This window comes from Kitasatospora mediocidica KCTC 9733, from assembly GCF_000744225.1.
In the GTDB taxonomy this organism is placed as follows: Bacteria; Actinomycetota; Actinomycetes; order Streptomycetales; family Streptomycetaceae; genus Kitasatospora; species Kitasatospora mediocidica.
On record NZ_JQLN01000007.1, the window covers coordinates 1,382,838 to 1,396,283 of the forward strand.

Below are 13,446 nucleotides of genomic sequence, written 5' to 3' on the forward strand. Positions count from 1 at the left end.
CGTAGAGTCTCCTGTTGGCCCTCACCCCGGCCACCCGCCATCGGGCGGACGGGGAGCCTGAAGGCCTGGAGCACCTGGGAAATCCAGGTACCGCAGGCAGAGCAGGTACAGGTCGGACCACCTCTTCGTATCACCCGGTGGTGCGCGGACAGGCAACGAAGCCTTGCCGCACGCCAACTGACCGGATCACCCTACGGGTGAGAGGGTTACCCATCGGTAGAGATGACGGATCTCCGAGTTGCGGTACACGATGGAGGCGGCGCGACACACCTCTAGTTTCTACCGACAGTGAAGGAACAGCGTGGCTTCCGGATCCGATCGCAACCCGATCATCATTGGCGGCCTTCCGAGTCAGGTCCCGGACTTCGATCCCGAGGAGACCGCGGAATGGCTGGAGTCGCTCGACGCGGCCATTGACGAGCGGGGGCGCGAGCGCGCCCGCTACCTCATGCTCCGCCTGATCGAGCGCGCCCGCGAGAAGCGTGTCGCCGTGCCCGAGATGCGCAGCACGGACTACGTCAACACCATCGCCACCAAGGACGAGCCGTTCTTCCCCGGCAACGAGGAGATCGAGCGCAAGGTCCTCAACGCGACCCGCTGGAACGCGGCCGTCATGGTCTCCCGGGCCCAGCGCCCGGGCATCGGCGTCGGCGGCCACATCGCCACCTTCGCCTCGTCCGCGTCGCTCTACGACGTGGGCTTCAACTACTTCTTCCGGGGCAAGGACGCGGACGGCGAGTCCGGCGACCAGATCTTCTTCCAGGGTCACGCCTCCCCCGGCATCTACGCCCGCGCCTTCCTCCTGGACCGACTGAGCGAGCAGCAGCTCGACGCGTTCCGCCAGGAGAAGTCCAAGGCGCCGTACGGCCTCTCCAGCTACCCGCACCCGCGGCTGATGCCGGACTTCTGGGAGTTCCCGACCGTCTCGATGGGCCTCGGCCCGCTCGGCGCGATCTACCAGGCCCGGATGAACCGCTACCTGGAGCACCGCGGCATCAAGGACACCTCCGCGTCGCACGTCTACGCCTTCCTCGGCGACGGCGAGATGGACGAGCCGGAGTCGCTCGGCCAGCTCTCGCTCGCCTCCCGCGAGGGCCTGGACAACCTCACCTTCGTGGTCAACTGCAACCTGCAGCGCCTCGACGGCCCGGTCCGCGGCAACGGCAAGATCATCCAGGAGCTGGAGTCGCAGTTCCGCGGCGCCGGCTGGAACGTCATCAAGCTGATCTGGGACCGCAGCTGGGACCCGCTGCTGGCGCAGGACCGCGACGGCGTGCTGGTCAACAAGCTGAACACCACGGTGGACGGCCAGTTCCAGACCTACGCGACCGAGACCGGCGGGTACATCCGCGACCACTTCTTCGGTGGCGACCTGCGGCTGCGCCAGATGGTCGAGAACATGACCGACCAGCAGATCCAGCACCTGGGTCGCGGCGGCCACGACCACGCCAAGGTGTACGCGGCGTTCAAGGCGGCCCGCGAGCACGTCGGCCAGCCGACCGTGATCCTCGCCCAGACCGTCAAGGGCTGGACGCTGGGCCCGAACTTCGAGGGCCGCAACGCGACGCACCAGATGAAGAAGCTGACGGTCGAGGACCTGAAGCGCTTCCGCGACCGCCTGCACCTGCCGATCACGGACAAGCAGCTCGACGAGGGCTACCCGCCCTACTACCACCCGGGCAAGGACTCCGAAGAGATCCAGTACATGCACGACCGCCGCAAGGAGCTGGGCGGCTACATGCCGACCCGCAAGGTGCGGCCGCGTCAGCTGGAACTCCCGGGCGACGATGCGTACAAGGCCGTCAAGAAGGGCTCGGGCAACCAGACCATCGCCACCACCATGGCGTTCGTCCGGGTGCTCAAGGACCTGATGCGGGACAAGGGCATCGGCAACCGCTTCGTGCCGATCGCGCCGGACGAGTACCGCACCTTCGGCATGGACTCGCTCTTCCCGTCGGCGAAGATCTACAACCCGCTCGGCCAGACCTACGAGTCGGTCGACCGTGATCTGCTGCTCGCCTACAAGGAGTCGCCGAGCGGCCAGATGCTGCACGACGGCATCTCGGAGGCCGGTTGCACCGCCTCGCTGATCGCCGCCGGTTCGTCGTACGCCACGCACGGCGAGCCGCTGATCCCGGTCTACGTCTTCTACTCGATGTTCGGGTTCCAGCGCACCGGCGACCAGTTCTGGCAGATGGCCGACCAGCTGGCCCGCGGCTTCGTGATCGGCGCCACGGCCGGCCGGACCACCCTCACGGGTGAGGGCCTGCAGCACGCGGACGGCCACTCGCACCTGCTGGCCTCGACCAACCCCGGCGTCGTCGCGTACGACCCGGCGTACGGCTTCGAGATCGCGCACATCATGCAGGACGGCCTGCGGCGGATGTACGGCTCGTCGGCGGAGCACCCGCACGGCGAGGACGTCTTCTACTACATGACCGTCTACAACGAGCCGATCAAGATGCCGGCCGAGCCCGAGAACGTGGACGTCGAGGGCATCCTCAAGGGTCTGCACCGGTACGCTCCGGCGACCGCCGGCCAGATCCCGGCCCAGATCCTCGCCTCGGGTGTGGCGGTGCCGTGGGCCCTGGAGGCCCAGCGCATCCTCGCCGAGGAGTGGAACGTGGCGGCCGACGTGTGGTCGGCGACCTCCTGGAACGAGCTGCGCCGCGACGCGGTGGAGGCCGAGGAGTTCAACCTGCTGCACCCCGAGGAGCCGCAGCGCGTCCCGTACGTGACCGCCAAGCTCCAGGGCGCCGAGGGCCCGTTCGTCGCCGTGTCCGACTGGATGCGTGCGGTGCCGGACCAGATCTCGCGCTGGGTGCCGGGCCAGTGGCAGTCGCTGGGTGCGGACGGGTTCGGCTTCGCCGACACCCGTGGCGCGGCCCGTCGCTTCTTCCACATCGACCCGCAGTCGGTCGTGCTCAGCGTGCTCACCGAGCTCGCCAAGCAGGGCAAGGTCGACCGCAGCGCGCTCAAGGAGGCGATCGACCGCTACCAGCTGCTGGACGTGTCGGCCGCCCACCCGGGTGCCGCGGGCGGCGACGCCTGATCGTCGAGTGACCGTTCGAGGGCCGGACTCCTTTCGGGGGGTCCGGCCCTCGGGCGTTTCCGGTGGAGGGCCCGGCGGGTGTACCGATGAGCCATGACCGTCGCCATCGCGCTCTTCACCCAGGACCTGCGGCTGCACGACAACCCCGTGCTGCGGGCCGCCCTCGGCTCGGCCGACGAGGTGGTGCCACTCTTCGTCCTGGACGACCGGGTGCGCGCGGCCGGCTTCGCCGTGCCCAACCGGGCGGCCTTCCTCGCCGACTGCCTGCGCGACCTGGACGCCGGGCTGCGCGAGCGCGGCGGGCGGCTGGTGCTGCGCACCGGCGAGGCGGTCGCGCAGACCGTACGGCTGGCGGAGCTGACCGGCGCGGTCTCGGTCCACCTGGCCGCCGGCGTGAGCGGCTTCGCGCAGCGCCGCGAGGAGCGGCTGCGGGCCGCGCTGGGCGAGCGTCTGGTGGTCCACGAGGCCGTGCTGACGGCCGTCGCCCCGGGCGCGGTCACGCCGGCCGGGAAGGACCACTACGCGGTGTTCACGCCGTACTTCAGGGCCTGGCAGCAGGCCGGGCTGCGGCGTCCGCTGGGCGCGCCGCGAACCGTCCGGGTGCCGGCGGACGTCGAGGGCGACCCGGTGCCCGAGGTCCGGCCCGACTCACCCGGCCTGCCGGCCGGCGGCGAGAGCGCGGGCCGCGCCCGCTGGAACGCCTGGCAGGGCGACGGCTACGAGGAGTTGCACGACGACCTGGCGGGCGACGGGACGTCCCGCCTCTCGCCCTACCTGCACTTCGGCTGCCTCTCGGCGAACGAGCTGATCCAGCGCGGCGGCCCCGGCGAGGACGCCTTCGTCCGCCAACTGGCCTGGCGGGACTTCCACCACCAGGTGCTGGCCGCCCGCCCCGCCAGCGCGCACGCCGACTACCGCGACCGGGGCGACGCCTGGCGCAAGGACCCCGCCGAGGTCGAGGCCTGGCGCACCGGCCGCACCGGCTACCCGATCGTGGACGCCGGGATGCGCCAACTCGCCCACGAGGGCTGGATGCACAACCGGGCCCGGCTGCTGACCGCGAGCTTCCTCGCCAAGACGCTCTACCAGGACTGGCGGGTCGGCGCGGCGCACTTCCTCTCCCTGCTGGTGGACGGCGACGTGGCCAACAACCAGCTCAACTGGCAGTGGGTGGCCGGGACCGGCACCGACACCCGCCCCAACCGCGTCCTCAACCCGCTCGCCCAGGCCCGCCGCTTCGACCCCCGGGGCGACTACGTCCGCCGCTGGGTCCCGGAGTTGGCGGGCATCCCGGACCGCGCCGTCCACCAGCCGTGGCTGCTGCGCGAGAAGCCGGACTACCCCGCCCCCATCGTCGACCTGGCCACCGCCGGCCAACGCTTCCGCACCGCCCGGGGCCTGGACTGACCCCTGCTCCGCTCGGCCCAACTCCCCGGGCAGCGAAGCCCGGTCGGCGCGATGATCGGCCCATGAAGGACGAGATCATCGCCAGAGCCCGGTTCCTCCTCACCGACCTCCACCTCCCGCCCGTCGAGGCCAACACCCGCCTCAAGGACTACTTCCCCGACCTCGAACTCGAAGAACGCGCCCGCTACCTCCGCGAAGCCGACACCCCACCCCCCGACCCCACGACCCCGTAGGAGTAGGCAACCACCGGGACGGCCACGAAGTAGTCGCCCGGTTTCACCCCCGCGCGACGGCGCCCGCGCGCACCCGTGCCCGACCCGGTGGTGCGTTCGGGTCGGGCACGGGGGCGGTGGGTCAGACGTGGACGGCCGGGCCGGCGTCGGTGGTGCCGCGCTTGGCGAGGAGGCCGAGGAAGGCCGCGACGAGGGAGACGACGGCGGCGACGGTGAAGGCCGTGGACATGCCGCTGACGAAGGACGTGTGCACGGCTTCGACCACGCTGTGGGCCTGGGCCGGGGTGGCGCCCGGGCCGGCCTGCGCGATGCCCAGCTGGGCACCCTGCTTGACCTGGGCCAGCTGCTCGCCCTGGAGCGGCCCGAGGCCCGCCTTGGCCCAGTTGCCCGGCAGCACGTCGCCGACCCGGGCGGCCATCAGGGCGAGCAGGACGGCCGAACCGAGGCTGCCGCCGACCTGCATCGCGGCCTGCTGGAGGCCGCCCGCCACGCCGGAGAGGGCGAGCGGGGCGTTGCCGACCATCACCTCGGTGGCGCCGACCATGACCTGGCTGATGCCCAGGCCCATCAGCACGAACCAGAGCGACATCACCGCGCTGCCCGAGGTGGTGGTCAACGTGGACATCCCGGCCATCGACACGGTGGTGGCCAGCATGCCGACCACGATCGGGATCCGCGGGCCGAGCTTGCCGACCGCCAGGCCGGCCGCCGGGGCGCCGATGATCATCATGCCGGTCATCGGCAGCAGGTGGACACCCGCCTGGACCGGCGTCATCCCGTGGACGTTCTGCAGGTAGAAGGTGACGAAGAAGATCGCGCCGAAGAACGCGAAGGCCATCAGCACCATCAGCAGGGCGCCCGCCGAGAGCGGCACCGAGCGGAACAGGCCGAGCGGGACCAGCGGCTCCTTCGCCCGGGTCTGCCAGAACGCGAAGGCGGCCATCGCCAGCACCGCGCCGATCAGGAAGGCCAGCGTCCGGCCGTCTCCCCAGCCCCAGGACGGCGCCTTGATGATGCCGAAGACCAGCATGAACATCGCGGCCGAGAGCAGCACGATGCCGGGGATGTCGAAGGACCGGACGGCGTTCTCGGCCTTCACGTCCTTGAGGATCCACAGGCCCAGCGCGACCGCGACCAGGCCGACCGGGATGTTGATGAAGAAGACCGACTGCCAGCTGACGTGCTCGACCAGCAGGCCGCCGACGATCGGCCCGGCCGCCGACGAGGCGCCGATCACGCCGGCCCAGATGCCGATGGCCATGTTCAGCTTCTCGAGCGGGAACGCACCGCGCAGCAGGCCGAGCGCGGCGGGCTGGAGCAGCGCGCCGAAGAGGCCCTGCAGCACCCGGAAGGCGATCACCGTCTGGATGTTGGTGGCGAAGGCGATCGCGGCCGAGCTCGCGGCGAACCCGGCCGCGCCGACCAGGAAGGTCGTCTTGTGGCCGAACCGGTCGCCGATCTTGCCCGCGGTGATCAGGAAGACCGCCAGCGCCAGCAGGTAACCGCTGGTCACCCACTGGATGTTGGCGGGCGAGGCGTGCAGGTCGGCCTGGATGACGGGGTTGGCGATGGCGACGACGGTGCCGTCGAGGGCCACCATCATCACGCCGACCGCCACGGTCAGCAGGGTCAGCCAGGGGTGCCCCTGGAGGCTGCGCCGTCCACCGGGCGGCTCGTTGCGCGGCGCGGTGGCGTCCGTCTTGGTGGTCGATACGTCGGACTGGCTCATCGACAGGGCCTTCCAGGCGACTGGCGGAGTGGAGAAGGGCGCGGTGGCGCCCGGACCCCACCCGTCCCCACGAGCGTCCCGGTCGCGCGAGCGCCACCTTCCAGCAGATTATGGCAGTAGCTGACAATCGGCAAACACTGTCTTCTGTCGATCGCTGTCATCTGACAGAGCGCTATCGTTGAGCCATGGCTGCGACCCCCACGGCACCCCCCGCCACCGACGCCCCCTGCCGGGCGCTCGGCCTGCGCGAGCGCAAGAAGCAACGCACCCGGGACGCCTTGGTGGAGGCCGCGCACGGCCTCTTCCTCAGCCAGGGATACGCCCGCACCACCGTCGACGAGATCGCCGCCGCGGTGGACGTCTCGCAGCGCACGTTCTTCCGCTATTTCGCGAACAAGGACGAGGCCGCGCTCGCCGTACTGGCCGACGCCGAGGACTACTTCATCGCGTGCCTGCGCCGCAGACCGGCCGAGGAGAACCCGGTGCAGGCGATGCGGGCCGCGATCACCGAGTCCTGGCGGGGCCTCGGCTCCGAGCACTCCGGCGGGGTGACCGCCGCACTGGAGCTGCTCCAGCTGATCGAGAGCACCCCCACCCTGCTCGCCGCCCACCTGCGCCGGACCACCGAGCAGGAGGGCGTGGTCGCCCAGGTGCTGGCCGACCGCGAGGGGCTGGACCCGGCGACCGACCTGCGGCCGCGACTGCTGGCCGCCGTCTTCGGGGCCGTCCTGCGGGTCTCGCACCTGGCCTGGGGATCCGACCCGCTCCCGCAGCCGGGCGTCGGCCCCGAGGGCATGATCGCCATCATCGAACGCCACTTCGACCAGCTGGGCCCGGCCCTGGTCGGCGACTGGCGCTGACCCTGCCGCGCCCGCCCCCCACCGGCGCGCGCGCTCGCCCGGACGGGTGAGATGACGGGCTGACCGAGGCCCGCCGGCGAACGATCTCCGAACGGACGGTGAAGGAGTACGCCGCGTCAAGCCCGAGTCGGTGTGACGGAAGCCACAGTTTGGCCCGTCTCCATCCTCCGTTCGGAACGAATACGCTGGCCGACTGTAGTTGGCATTCGCACGACCACCGGGCCCGGCCCGCAAACACGGTCATGGGTTTCCGAGGGAGTTGACGCGATGCAGCGCAGGCGGCTGAAGCGTGTACTGATAGGCGTCTTCGCCACCTGCGCGGTCCTCGCGGACGCAGGCGCGGCAGCGGCCCAGGCGGCCGCCTCCAACGAACAGGTCGTGATCACCACCCCGCCCGCAGGCAGCGCGGCATGGGTCGCCGACCACTCGCTCGGCCGGGCACTGCCGGACCCCGCGACCGCCGACGCGGCCACCGTGGCGGCCTTCTTCGCCACGCTCACCCCCGCCCAGCAGGACCGGCTGATCCAGGACTACCCGCTGGTCGTGGGCAACCTGGACGGCGCCCCGCTCCAGCTGCGCTACCGCGCCAACTCCGTGGCGCTGACCGCCGAGCGCGACCGCGCCCGGGCGGCGGCCAAGGACCCCAAGCTCGACTCCACGGACCGCGCGCTGGCCGTCTCGCGCGCCAACGACTGCCAGGGGCTGCTGGCCCCCGGCCGGCAGATCCTCGCCTTCGACCCGCGCGGCCGCGGCCTGGTCAGCGAGGTCTTCGGCGACCTGGCCGACGCCCAGCGGGTCTCGGTGATCGTCCCCGGCTCGGACACCGACCTCGGCCACTTCGACCGCAGCGTCGACCCGCTGCGCTCCCCCGCCGGCATGGCCCGCGCGCTGCGGACCCAGGAGGAGCGCCAGGCGCCCGGCACCCGGACCGCGGTGGTCGCCTGGACCGGGTACGTCACCCCCGTCGGCCTCGGCCCGGACGCCGTCACCTCCCGGCTGGCCGACGCCGGCGCCCCCCGGCTGGTCCGCCTGCTGAACGGCCTGCGGCTGACCAGCGCCCCGGTCGCACCGCCCACCCTGATCTGCCACTCCTACGGCACGGTGGTCTGCGGGAGCGCCGCACCGAGCCTGCACGGCGCCACCACCGACATGGTCGTCCTCGGCAGCCCCGGGATGGGCGTGCAGGACGCCGAGGAGCTGGGCACCGGCGTGCACCTGTGGGCCACCCGGGACCCGAGCGACTGGATCGGCAGCGTCCCGTTCCTGGAGGTCGGCGGGCTCGGCCACGGCGCCGACCCGACCGGCGCCGACTTCGGTGCCGAGGAGATCGCCTCGACCGGCGCCGAGGGCCACGTCGGCTACTTCGCGGACGGCACGGCCAGCCTGCACAACTTCGCCGCCATCGCGCTGGGCAGCTACGGGTCCGTCAGCTACCGCACCGACTGACCTGTCGTCAGGACCGCTGCCGGAGCGGCCATCCGCCGTGCTGAGACCGACCGGTCTTACTCGCGAGCGGCGGAGGTGGAGCTCATGTCGGGGTAGCGGTTGCCCGCGACCTCGGCGGCGATCGGCTCCAGCGTGGCGAGTTCGGCCTCGGTCAGCCGCAGGGTGGCGGCGGCGGTGTTCTCCGTGAGGCGCGAGCGCTTGCGGGTGCCGGGGATCGGGACGACGGTCAGCCCGTGCACGTCCGCGCGCTGGTGGACCCAGGCGAGGGCGATCTGGCCGGTGGTGACGCCCCGCGCGGCGGCGATCTTCTGGACCGGCGCGATCAGCGCGGCGTTGGCCGCCGCGTTGTCGCCGTTGAAGCGCGGCTGGTAGCGGCGGAAGTCGTCGGCCGCCAGCGTGCCCGCGTCGGCGAAGGCGCCGGTCAGGAAGCCCCGGCCGAGCGGCGAGTACGGGACCAGGGTGACGCCGAGCTCGGCGGCCGCGCCGACCGCGCTGATCTCCACGTCCCGGGAGAAGAGCGACCACTCCGACTGCAGCGCCGCGATCGGGTGCACCGCGTGCGCCTCGCGCAGCTCGGCGCCGGTGACCTCGGACAGCCCGAGCTGGCGCACCTTGCCGGCTTGGACCAGCTCGGCCATCGCCCCGACCGACTCGGCCAGCGGCACGGCGGGGTCGCGGCGGTGCATGTAGTACAGATCGATGACGTCGATGCCCAGGCGGCGCAGCGAGGCGTCCACGGCGGTGCGGATGTACGCCGGGTCGTTGCGGATGCCGCGGTAGTGCGGGTCGTCGGCCTTGCGCTCGATGGAGAACTTGGTCGCGAGCACCACCTGGTCGCGGTTGGCGCGGACGAACGGGCCGATCAGCTCCTCGTTGGCGCCGGAGCCGTAGACGTCGGCGGTGTCGAAGAGGGTGACCCCGGCCTCCAGGGCGGCGTCCAGGGTGTCCAGCGCCTGGACGTTGTCGGTCGGTCCGTAGAACTCGCTCATGCCCATGCAGCCGAGGCCCTGGACACCGACGAACGGGCCGTCCGCGCCGAGCCAGACGGTGGGGAGAGTGCTGGGGTGGCTCATGAGGTCTGCTTCTTCCCTGAGTAGAGGTCGATCTTGTAGTCGAGGACCGCGAGCGTGGCGTGCAGGTCGGCGATCCGCTGCCGGACCTCCTCGCGGTGCGCCACCAGCAGCTCGCGCCGCCCCTGCACGGTGTGCTCGCCCGCCCGGGCCAGCTCCACGTAGCGGAGCATGTCGGCGACCGGCATGCCGGTCAGCCGCAGCCGGCCGAGGAACGCCAGCCGGGCCAGGTCGCCGTCGTTGTAGCGGCGCTGCCCGGAGTGCGAGCGGTCCACCGGGTCGAGCAGGCCGATCCGCTCATACCAGCGCAGGGTGTGCACGCTGAGCCCGCTGGCCGCGGACACCTCGCTGATGGTGTGCCGCGGCGTACGGTCCGGCACCGGACCGGGGTCCTGGTAGGCCTCGCTGCAGTCGAGCAGGCTGAGCGGAGCGGGCTGGACGGCGGTAGCCATGGTGATAACCCCCGGTGGTCGGTGGCGACGTGGGTACGACGCTACTGAGTTGGAGTGCACTCCAAGCAAGCCTGCCACGGGACCGCACTAGAGTTCCGACCATGCAGAGCTTGCGGATGATCGAGGACTGGCCGGTACCGACGGCGGCGACGGCGGTGGTGCGCGGCGCGGACGGCGCACTGCTGGGCGAGAACGGGCCGCAGGAGCACCCGTTCCCGCTGGCGTCGGTGACCAAGCTGCTCAGCGCCTACGCGGCGCTGGTCGCCGTCGAGGAGGGCGTCTTCGAGCTGGACGACCCGGCGGGCCCGCCCGGTTCGACGGTCCGTCACCTGCTGGCCCACACCTCGGGGCTGGCCTTCGACGAGCACCGCACGATGGCCGAGCCCGGCACCCGGCGGCTCTACTCCAACGCGGGCTTCGACGTGCTCGGCGAGACGCTGGCCAAGGCGTCCGGCATCCCGTTCGCGCAGTACGCCGCCGAGGCGGTGTTCCAGCCGCTGGGCATGACGGCGACCTACCTGGACACCGCGCACCGGGCACCGGCCGGCGCGGGCGGCGTCTCCACCGTGGCCGACCTGGTGCGCTTCGCGGCCGAGCTGCAGGCGCCCCGGCTGCTGGACCCGTCCACGGTGAGCGGCGCTACCCGCGAGGTGGCCTTCCCCGGGCTGAGCGGCGTGCTCCCGGGCTTCGGGCACTGCCGCCCGAACGACTGGGGTCTGGGCTTCGAGATCCGCGGCCAGAAGTCCCCGCACTGGACCGGCACGACCAGCTCGCCGGAGACCTTCGGGCACTTCGGGCAGTCCGGGACCTTCCTGTGGGTGGACCCGGCGGCCGGCGCGGCCTGTGTCGCGCTGACGGACCGCGACTTCGGGCCCTGGGCGGCGCAGGCCTGGCCGGAGTTCACCGACGCCGTGCTGGACGAGCTGCGCGGCTGACCGGCCGGTCTCGGGACCGGTCGCTCTCAGCCGTAGCTGAGCGGCGAGTGCATCTCCCAGAGCAGCAGCTCCACGCCGTCCGGTCCGGCGGTCGGGTCGGCGAAGGCCTCCCCGGTGATCCGCACGCTGTCCCCCGGCTCCATCGAGCGGCCGGCGCCCTGCGGCCCGGGGACCGTGCGGTAGCCGAGCGACCCCCGGGTGAGGTGCGCGTAGCGGTACGGCGCCGGGGGCAGCTCGGGCAGCGGCTGCCACGGTCCGGCGGTGAGCAGGTGCAGCGCGGCGTCGGAGCGGCGCAGCCGCAGCGCGGGCGAGTCGGCGTCCCGGGCGAATCCGGAGGCGAGCAGCATGCAGCCGACCGGCTCGGGCGCCACTCGACGCAGTCCGTACGCGGGGGGTGTGTCGAAGACGTCGGGCTGCAACCACATCTGGATGAACCTGACCGGAACGTCGGCCCCGCCGACGTTGCGCTCCGTGTGCGCCACGCCGCTGCCCGCGCTGAGGTGCTGCACCATGCCCGGCCGCACCACGCCGGCGTGCCCGTCGCCGTCCCGGTGGGCGAGCGCGCCCTCCAGCACCCAGGTGAGGATCTCCACGTCCCGGTGCCGGTGCGAGTCGAAGCCCGCACCGACGGCCAGGACCTCCTCGTTGCAGGCCAGCAGCGCGCCGAAGTGGGTGTTCTTCGGGTCGTAGTGGGACGAGAAGGAGAACGCGTGCCGGGATTCCACGCCCTCGGCGGGGGTGGAGACGTAGCGCTCGGCGGTGCGGCGGAGGTCGGCCCGGGGGCGTTCCCGGTCGGTTTCGAGGTCGGTCACAGCGACTCACCGTATCGGGTGTGAGCGGCACCACCGTGCCGGTTCCACGGGGGTGTGCAGCGAAGAGCCTGCGGCGTGAGGCAGTCTTGTCCCTGTGCCAGCCCCCTCAGCCCCAGCAGCGAACGACCAGAATCCGCCGCGCGCGAAGCGGACCGTCCGGAAATCCGGCGGTGGCGCGACAGCCGTGGAACGACGGCTCTCGGCCGAGCGCGCCGAGCTGCGCGCGGCCACGCTCAAGCGGCTGGAGAAGTCGGCGGGCAAACTGGCCACCGCGGCGATCGCCCGGATGGACGACCAACTCGGCTGGTACCGCAGAATGCCGCCCGAGCACCGGTCCTGGATCGGCCTGGTCGCCCAGGCCGGTATCGCCGCCTTCACCGAGTGGTACCGCCACCCGGACGCCCCGCAGGCGATCAGCACCGACGTCTTCGGCACCGCCCCGCGCGAGCTCACCCGGGCGATCACGCTGCGCCAGACGGTCGAGCTGATCCGCACCACCATCGAGGTGATGGAGGAGGCCATCCCGGAGGTGGCCGCGCCCGGCGACGAGGAGGGCATGCGGGAGTCCGTGCTGGTCTACGCCCGCGAGATCGCCTTCGCCACCGCCCAGGTCTACGCCCAGGCCGCCGAGGCCCGCGGGGCCTGGGACGCCCGCCTGGAGGCGCTGGTGGTCAACTCGCTGCTCTCCGGGGACGCCGACGAGGGCGTCCTGTCGCGGGCCGCCGCGCTCGGCTGGGGCCAGCCCAGCCAGGTGCGGGTGGTGATGGGCAGCGCCCCGGACGGGGACAGCGAGGCGGTCGTCGAGGCGATCCGCCGCGCCGCCCGGTACGCCCGGCTGCACGTCCTCACCGGCGTGCTCGGCAAGCGCCTGGTGGTGGTGGTCGGCGGCGACAAGGAGCCGGTGCACGCCGCCCGCGCGCTGATCGGCCAGTTCGCGCCCGGCCCGGTGGTGGTCGGCCCGACGGTCAACGACCTGCTCTCGGCCACCCGCTCCGCGCATGCCGCGGCGGCCGGTCTGAAGGCCTGCGCGGCCTGGCCGGACGCCCCGCGCCCGGTGCTGGCGGACGATCTCCTGCCCGAACGCGCGCTGGCCGGAGATCTGGTGGCGCGTCGTCAGTTGGTGGAGGAGATCTACACACCGTTGGACGAGGCGGGCTCGGCACTGCTGGAGACGCTGAGTGTCTTTCTGGAGCAGGCCTCCTCACTCGAAGGCGCGGCCAGAATGCTCTTCGTCCACCCGAACACCGTGCGCTACCGGCTCCGTCGTGTGACTGACGTCACTGGCTACGCCCCTTCGGACGTACGTTCGGCGTTCACTCTGCGCATCGCCCTTGCCTTGGGCCGACTGGAGTCCGGCGCCGAACAGGGTTGACGACCTGTAGGGATTCCACAATCCGACGTACTTATCTTCGTTACCGTCGCCTACCCGCCCTCGGGCGCCTGGCGAGAG

Annotated in this window: 11 protein-coding genes; 7 read left to right on the plus strand and 4 right to left on the minus strand. The window is 72.1% G+C overall.

The window, feature by feature from the left end; all coding sequences use genetic code 11:
- The first annotated feature begins 301 nt into the window (after positions 1-301).
- From aceE to BS80_RS41415, 3 genes are all read left to right on the plus strand, one after another.
- A complete protein-coding gene (gene aceE / locus BS80_RS36355) occupies positions 302-3,052 on the plus strand; it encodes a pyruvate dehydrogenase (acetyl-transferring), homodimeric type (RefSeq protein WP_035805991.1) in 2,751 nt (916 codons plus the stop codon).
- 93 nt (positions 3,053-3,145) lie between these two features.
- Positions 3,146-4,459, plus strand: a complete 1,314-nt coding sequence (locus tag BS80_RS36360) for a cryptochrome/photolyase family protein (RefSeq protein WP_035805992.1) — start codon at positions 3,146-3,148, stop codon at positions 4,457-4,459.
- A 62-nt stretch (positions 4,460-4,521) separates the two neighbouring features.
- Entirely contained in the window at positions 4,522-4,692 is a 171-nt protein-coding gene (locus tag BS80_RS41415; protein ID WP_157536778.1) for a hypothetical protein, read from the plus strand.
- 121 nt (positions 4,693-4,813) lie between these two features.
- On the opposite strand, the gene BS80_RS36365 is transcribed toward BS80_RS41415, so the two are convergent.
- A complete protein-coding gene (locus BS80_RS36365; protein ID WP_232246812.1) occupies positions 4,814-6,295 on the minus strand; it encodes an MFS transporter in 1,482 nt (493 codons plus the stop codon).
- Positions 6,296-6,606: 311 nt separating this feature from the next.
- Here BS80_RS36365 and BS80_RS36370 point away from each other — a divergent pair, with 311 nt between their 5' ends.
- Together BS80_RS36370 and BS80_RS36375 are read left to right on the plus strand one after the other, a co-directional pair.
- Positions 6,607-7,281 carry a TetR/AcrR family transcriptional regulator gene (locus tag BS80_RS36370; RefSeq protein ID WP_035806005.1) on the plus strand — a complete coding sequence of 225 codons (675 nt, stop codon included), beginning with the start codon at positions 6,607-6,609 and terminating at the stop codon, positions 7,279-7,281.
- A 267-nt stretch (positions 7,282-7,548) separates the two neighbouring features.
- Entirely contained in the window at positions 7,549-8,727 is a 1,179-nt protein-coding gene (locus BS80_RS36375; protein ID WP_035806008.1) for an alpha/beta hydrolase, read from the plus strand.
- Positions 8,728-8,783: 56 nt separating this feature from the next.
- Here BS80_RS36375 and BS80_RS36380 read toward each other — a convergent pair whose 3' ends face one another.
- Both BS80_RS36380 and BS80_RS36385 read right to left on the minus strand, forming a co-directional pair.
- Positions 8,784-9,800, minus strand: coding sequence for an aldo/keto reductase (locus BS80_RS36380; RefSeq protein ID WP_035806010.1), 1,017 nt, complete (start codon positions 9,798-9,800; stop codon positions 8,784-8,786).
- Positions 9,797-10,249, minus strand: coding sequence for a MerR family transcriptional regulator (locus tag BS80_RS36385; protein ID WP_083975752.1), 453 nt, complete (start codon positions 10,247-10,249; stop codon positions 9,797-9,799). The genes BS80_RS36380 and BS80_RS36385 overlap by 4 nt, the downstream gene beginning before the upstream one ends.
- Positions 10,250-10,350: 101 nt before the next feature.
- Between BS80_RS36385 and BS80_RS36390 the strand changes: the two genes are divergently transcribed.
- The gene (locus BS80_RS36390) at positions 10,351-11,184 is read left to right on the plus strand and encodes a serine hydrolase domain-containing protein (RefSeq protein WP_035806012.1); all 834 of its coding nucleotides are present in this window, start codon (positions 10,351-10,353) and stop codon (positions 11,182-11,184) included.
- A gap of 26 nt (positions 11,185-11,210) precedes the next feature.
- On the opposite strand, the gene BS80_RS36395 is transcribed toward BS80_RS36390, so the two are convergent.
- Complete coding sequence (locus tag BS80_RS36395) at positions 11,211-11,996, minus strand: pirin family protein (protein ID WP_035806014.1); 786 nt, start codon at positions 11,994-11,996, stop codon at positions 11,211-11,213.
- 184 nt (positions 11,997-12,180) lie between these two features.
- Here BS80_RS36395 and BS80_RS36400 point away from each other — a divergent pair, with 184 nt between their 5' ends.
- The gene (locus BS80_RS36400) at positions 12,181-13,368 is read left to right on the plus strand and encodes a PucR family transcriptional regulator (RefSeq protein ID WP_051967658.1); all 1,188 of its coding nucleotides are present in this window, start codon (positions 12,181-12,183) and stop codon (positions 13,366-13,368) included.
- Positions 13,369-13,446: the final 78 nt, after the last annotated feature.

Excerpts from the sequence above, each read along its gene's own strand:
- BS80_RS36360 (WP_035805992.1), top strand. The coding sequence starts at position 3,146 with ATGACCGTCGCCATCGCGCTCTTCACCCAGGACCTGCGGCTGCACGAC.
- BS80_RS41415 (WP_157536778.1), top strand. The coding sequence starts at position 4,522 with ATGAAGGACGAGATCATCGCCAGAGCCCGGTTCCTCCTCACCGACCTC.
- BS80_RS36365 (WP_232246812.1), bottom strand. The coding sequence starts at position 6,295 with ATGATGGTGGCCCTCGACGGCACCGTCGTCGCCATCGCCAACCCCGTC.
- BS80_RS36370 (WP_035806005.1), top strand. The coding sequence starts at position 6,607 with ATGGCTGCGACCCCCACGGCACCCCCCGCCACCGACGCCCCCTGCCGG.
- BS80_RS36375 (WP_035806008.1), top strand. The coding sequence starts at position 7,549 with ATGCAGCGCAGGCGGCTGAAGCGTGTACTGATAGGCGTCTTCGCCACC.
- BS80_RS36380 (WP_035806010.1), bottom strand. The coding sequence starts at position 9,800 with ATGAGCCACCCCAGCACTCTCCCCACCGTCTGGCTCGGCGCGGACGGC.
- BS80_RS36385 (WP_083975752.1), bottom strand. The coding sequence starts at position 10,249 with ATGGCTACCGCCGTCCAGCCCGCTCCGCTCAGCCTGCTCGACTGCAGC.
- BS80_RS36390 (WP_035806012.1), top strand. The coding sequence starts at position 10,351 with ATGCAGAGCTTGCGGATGATCGAGGACTGGCCGGTACCGACGGCGGCG.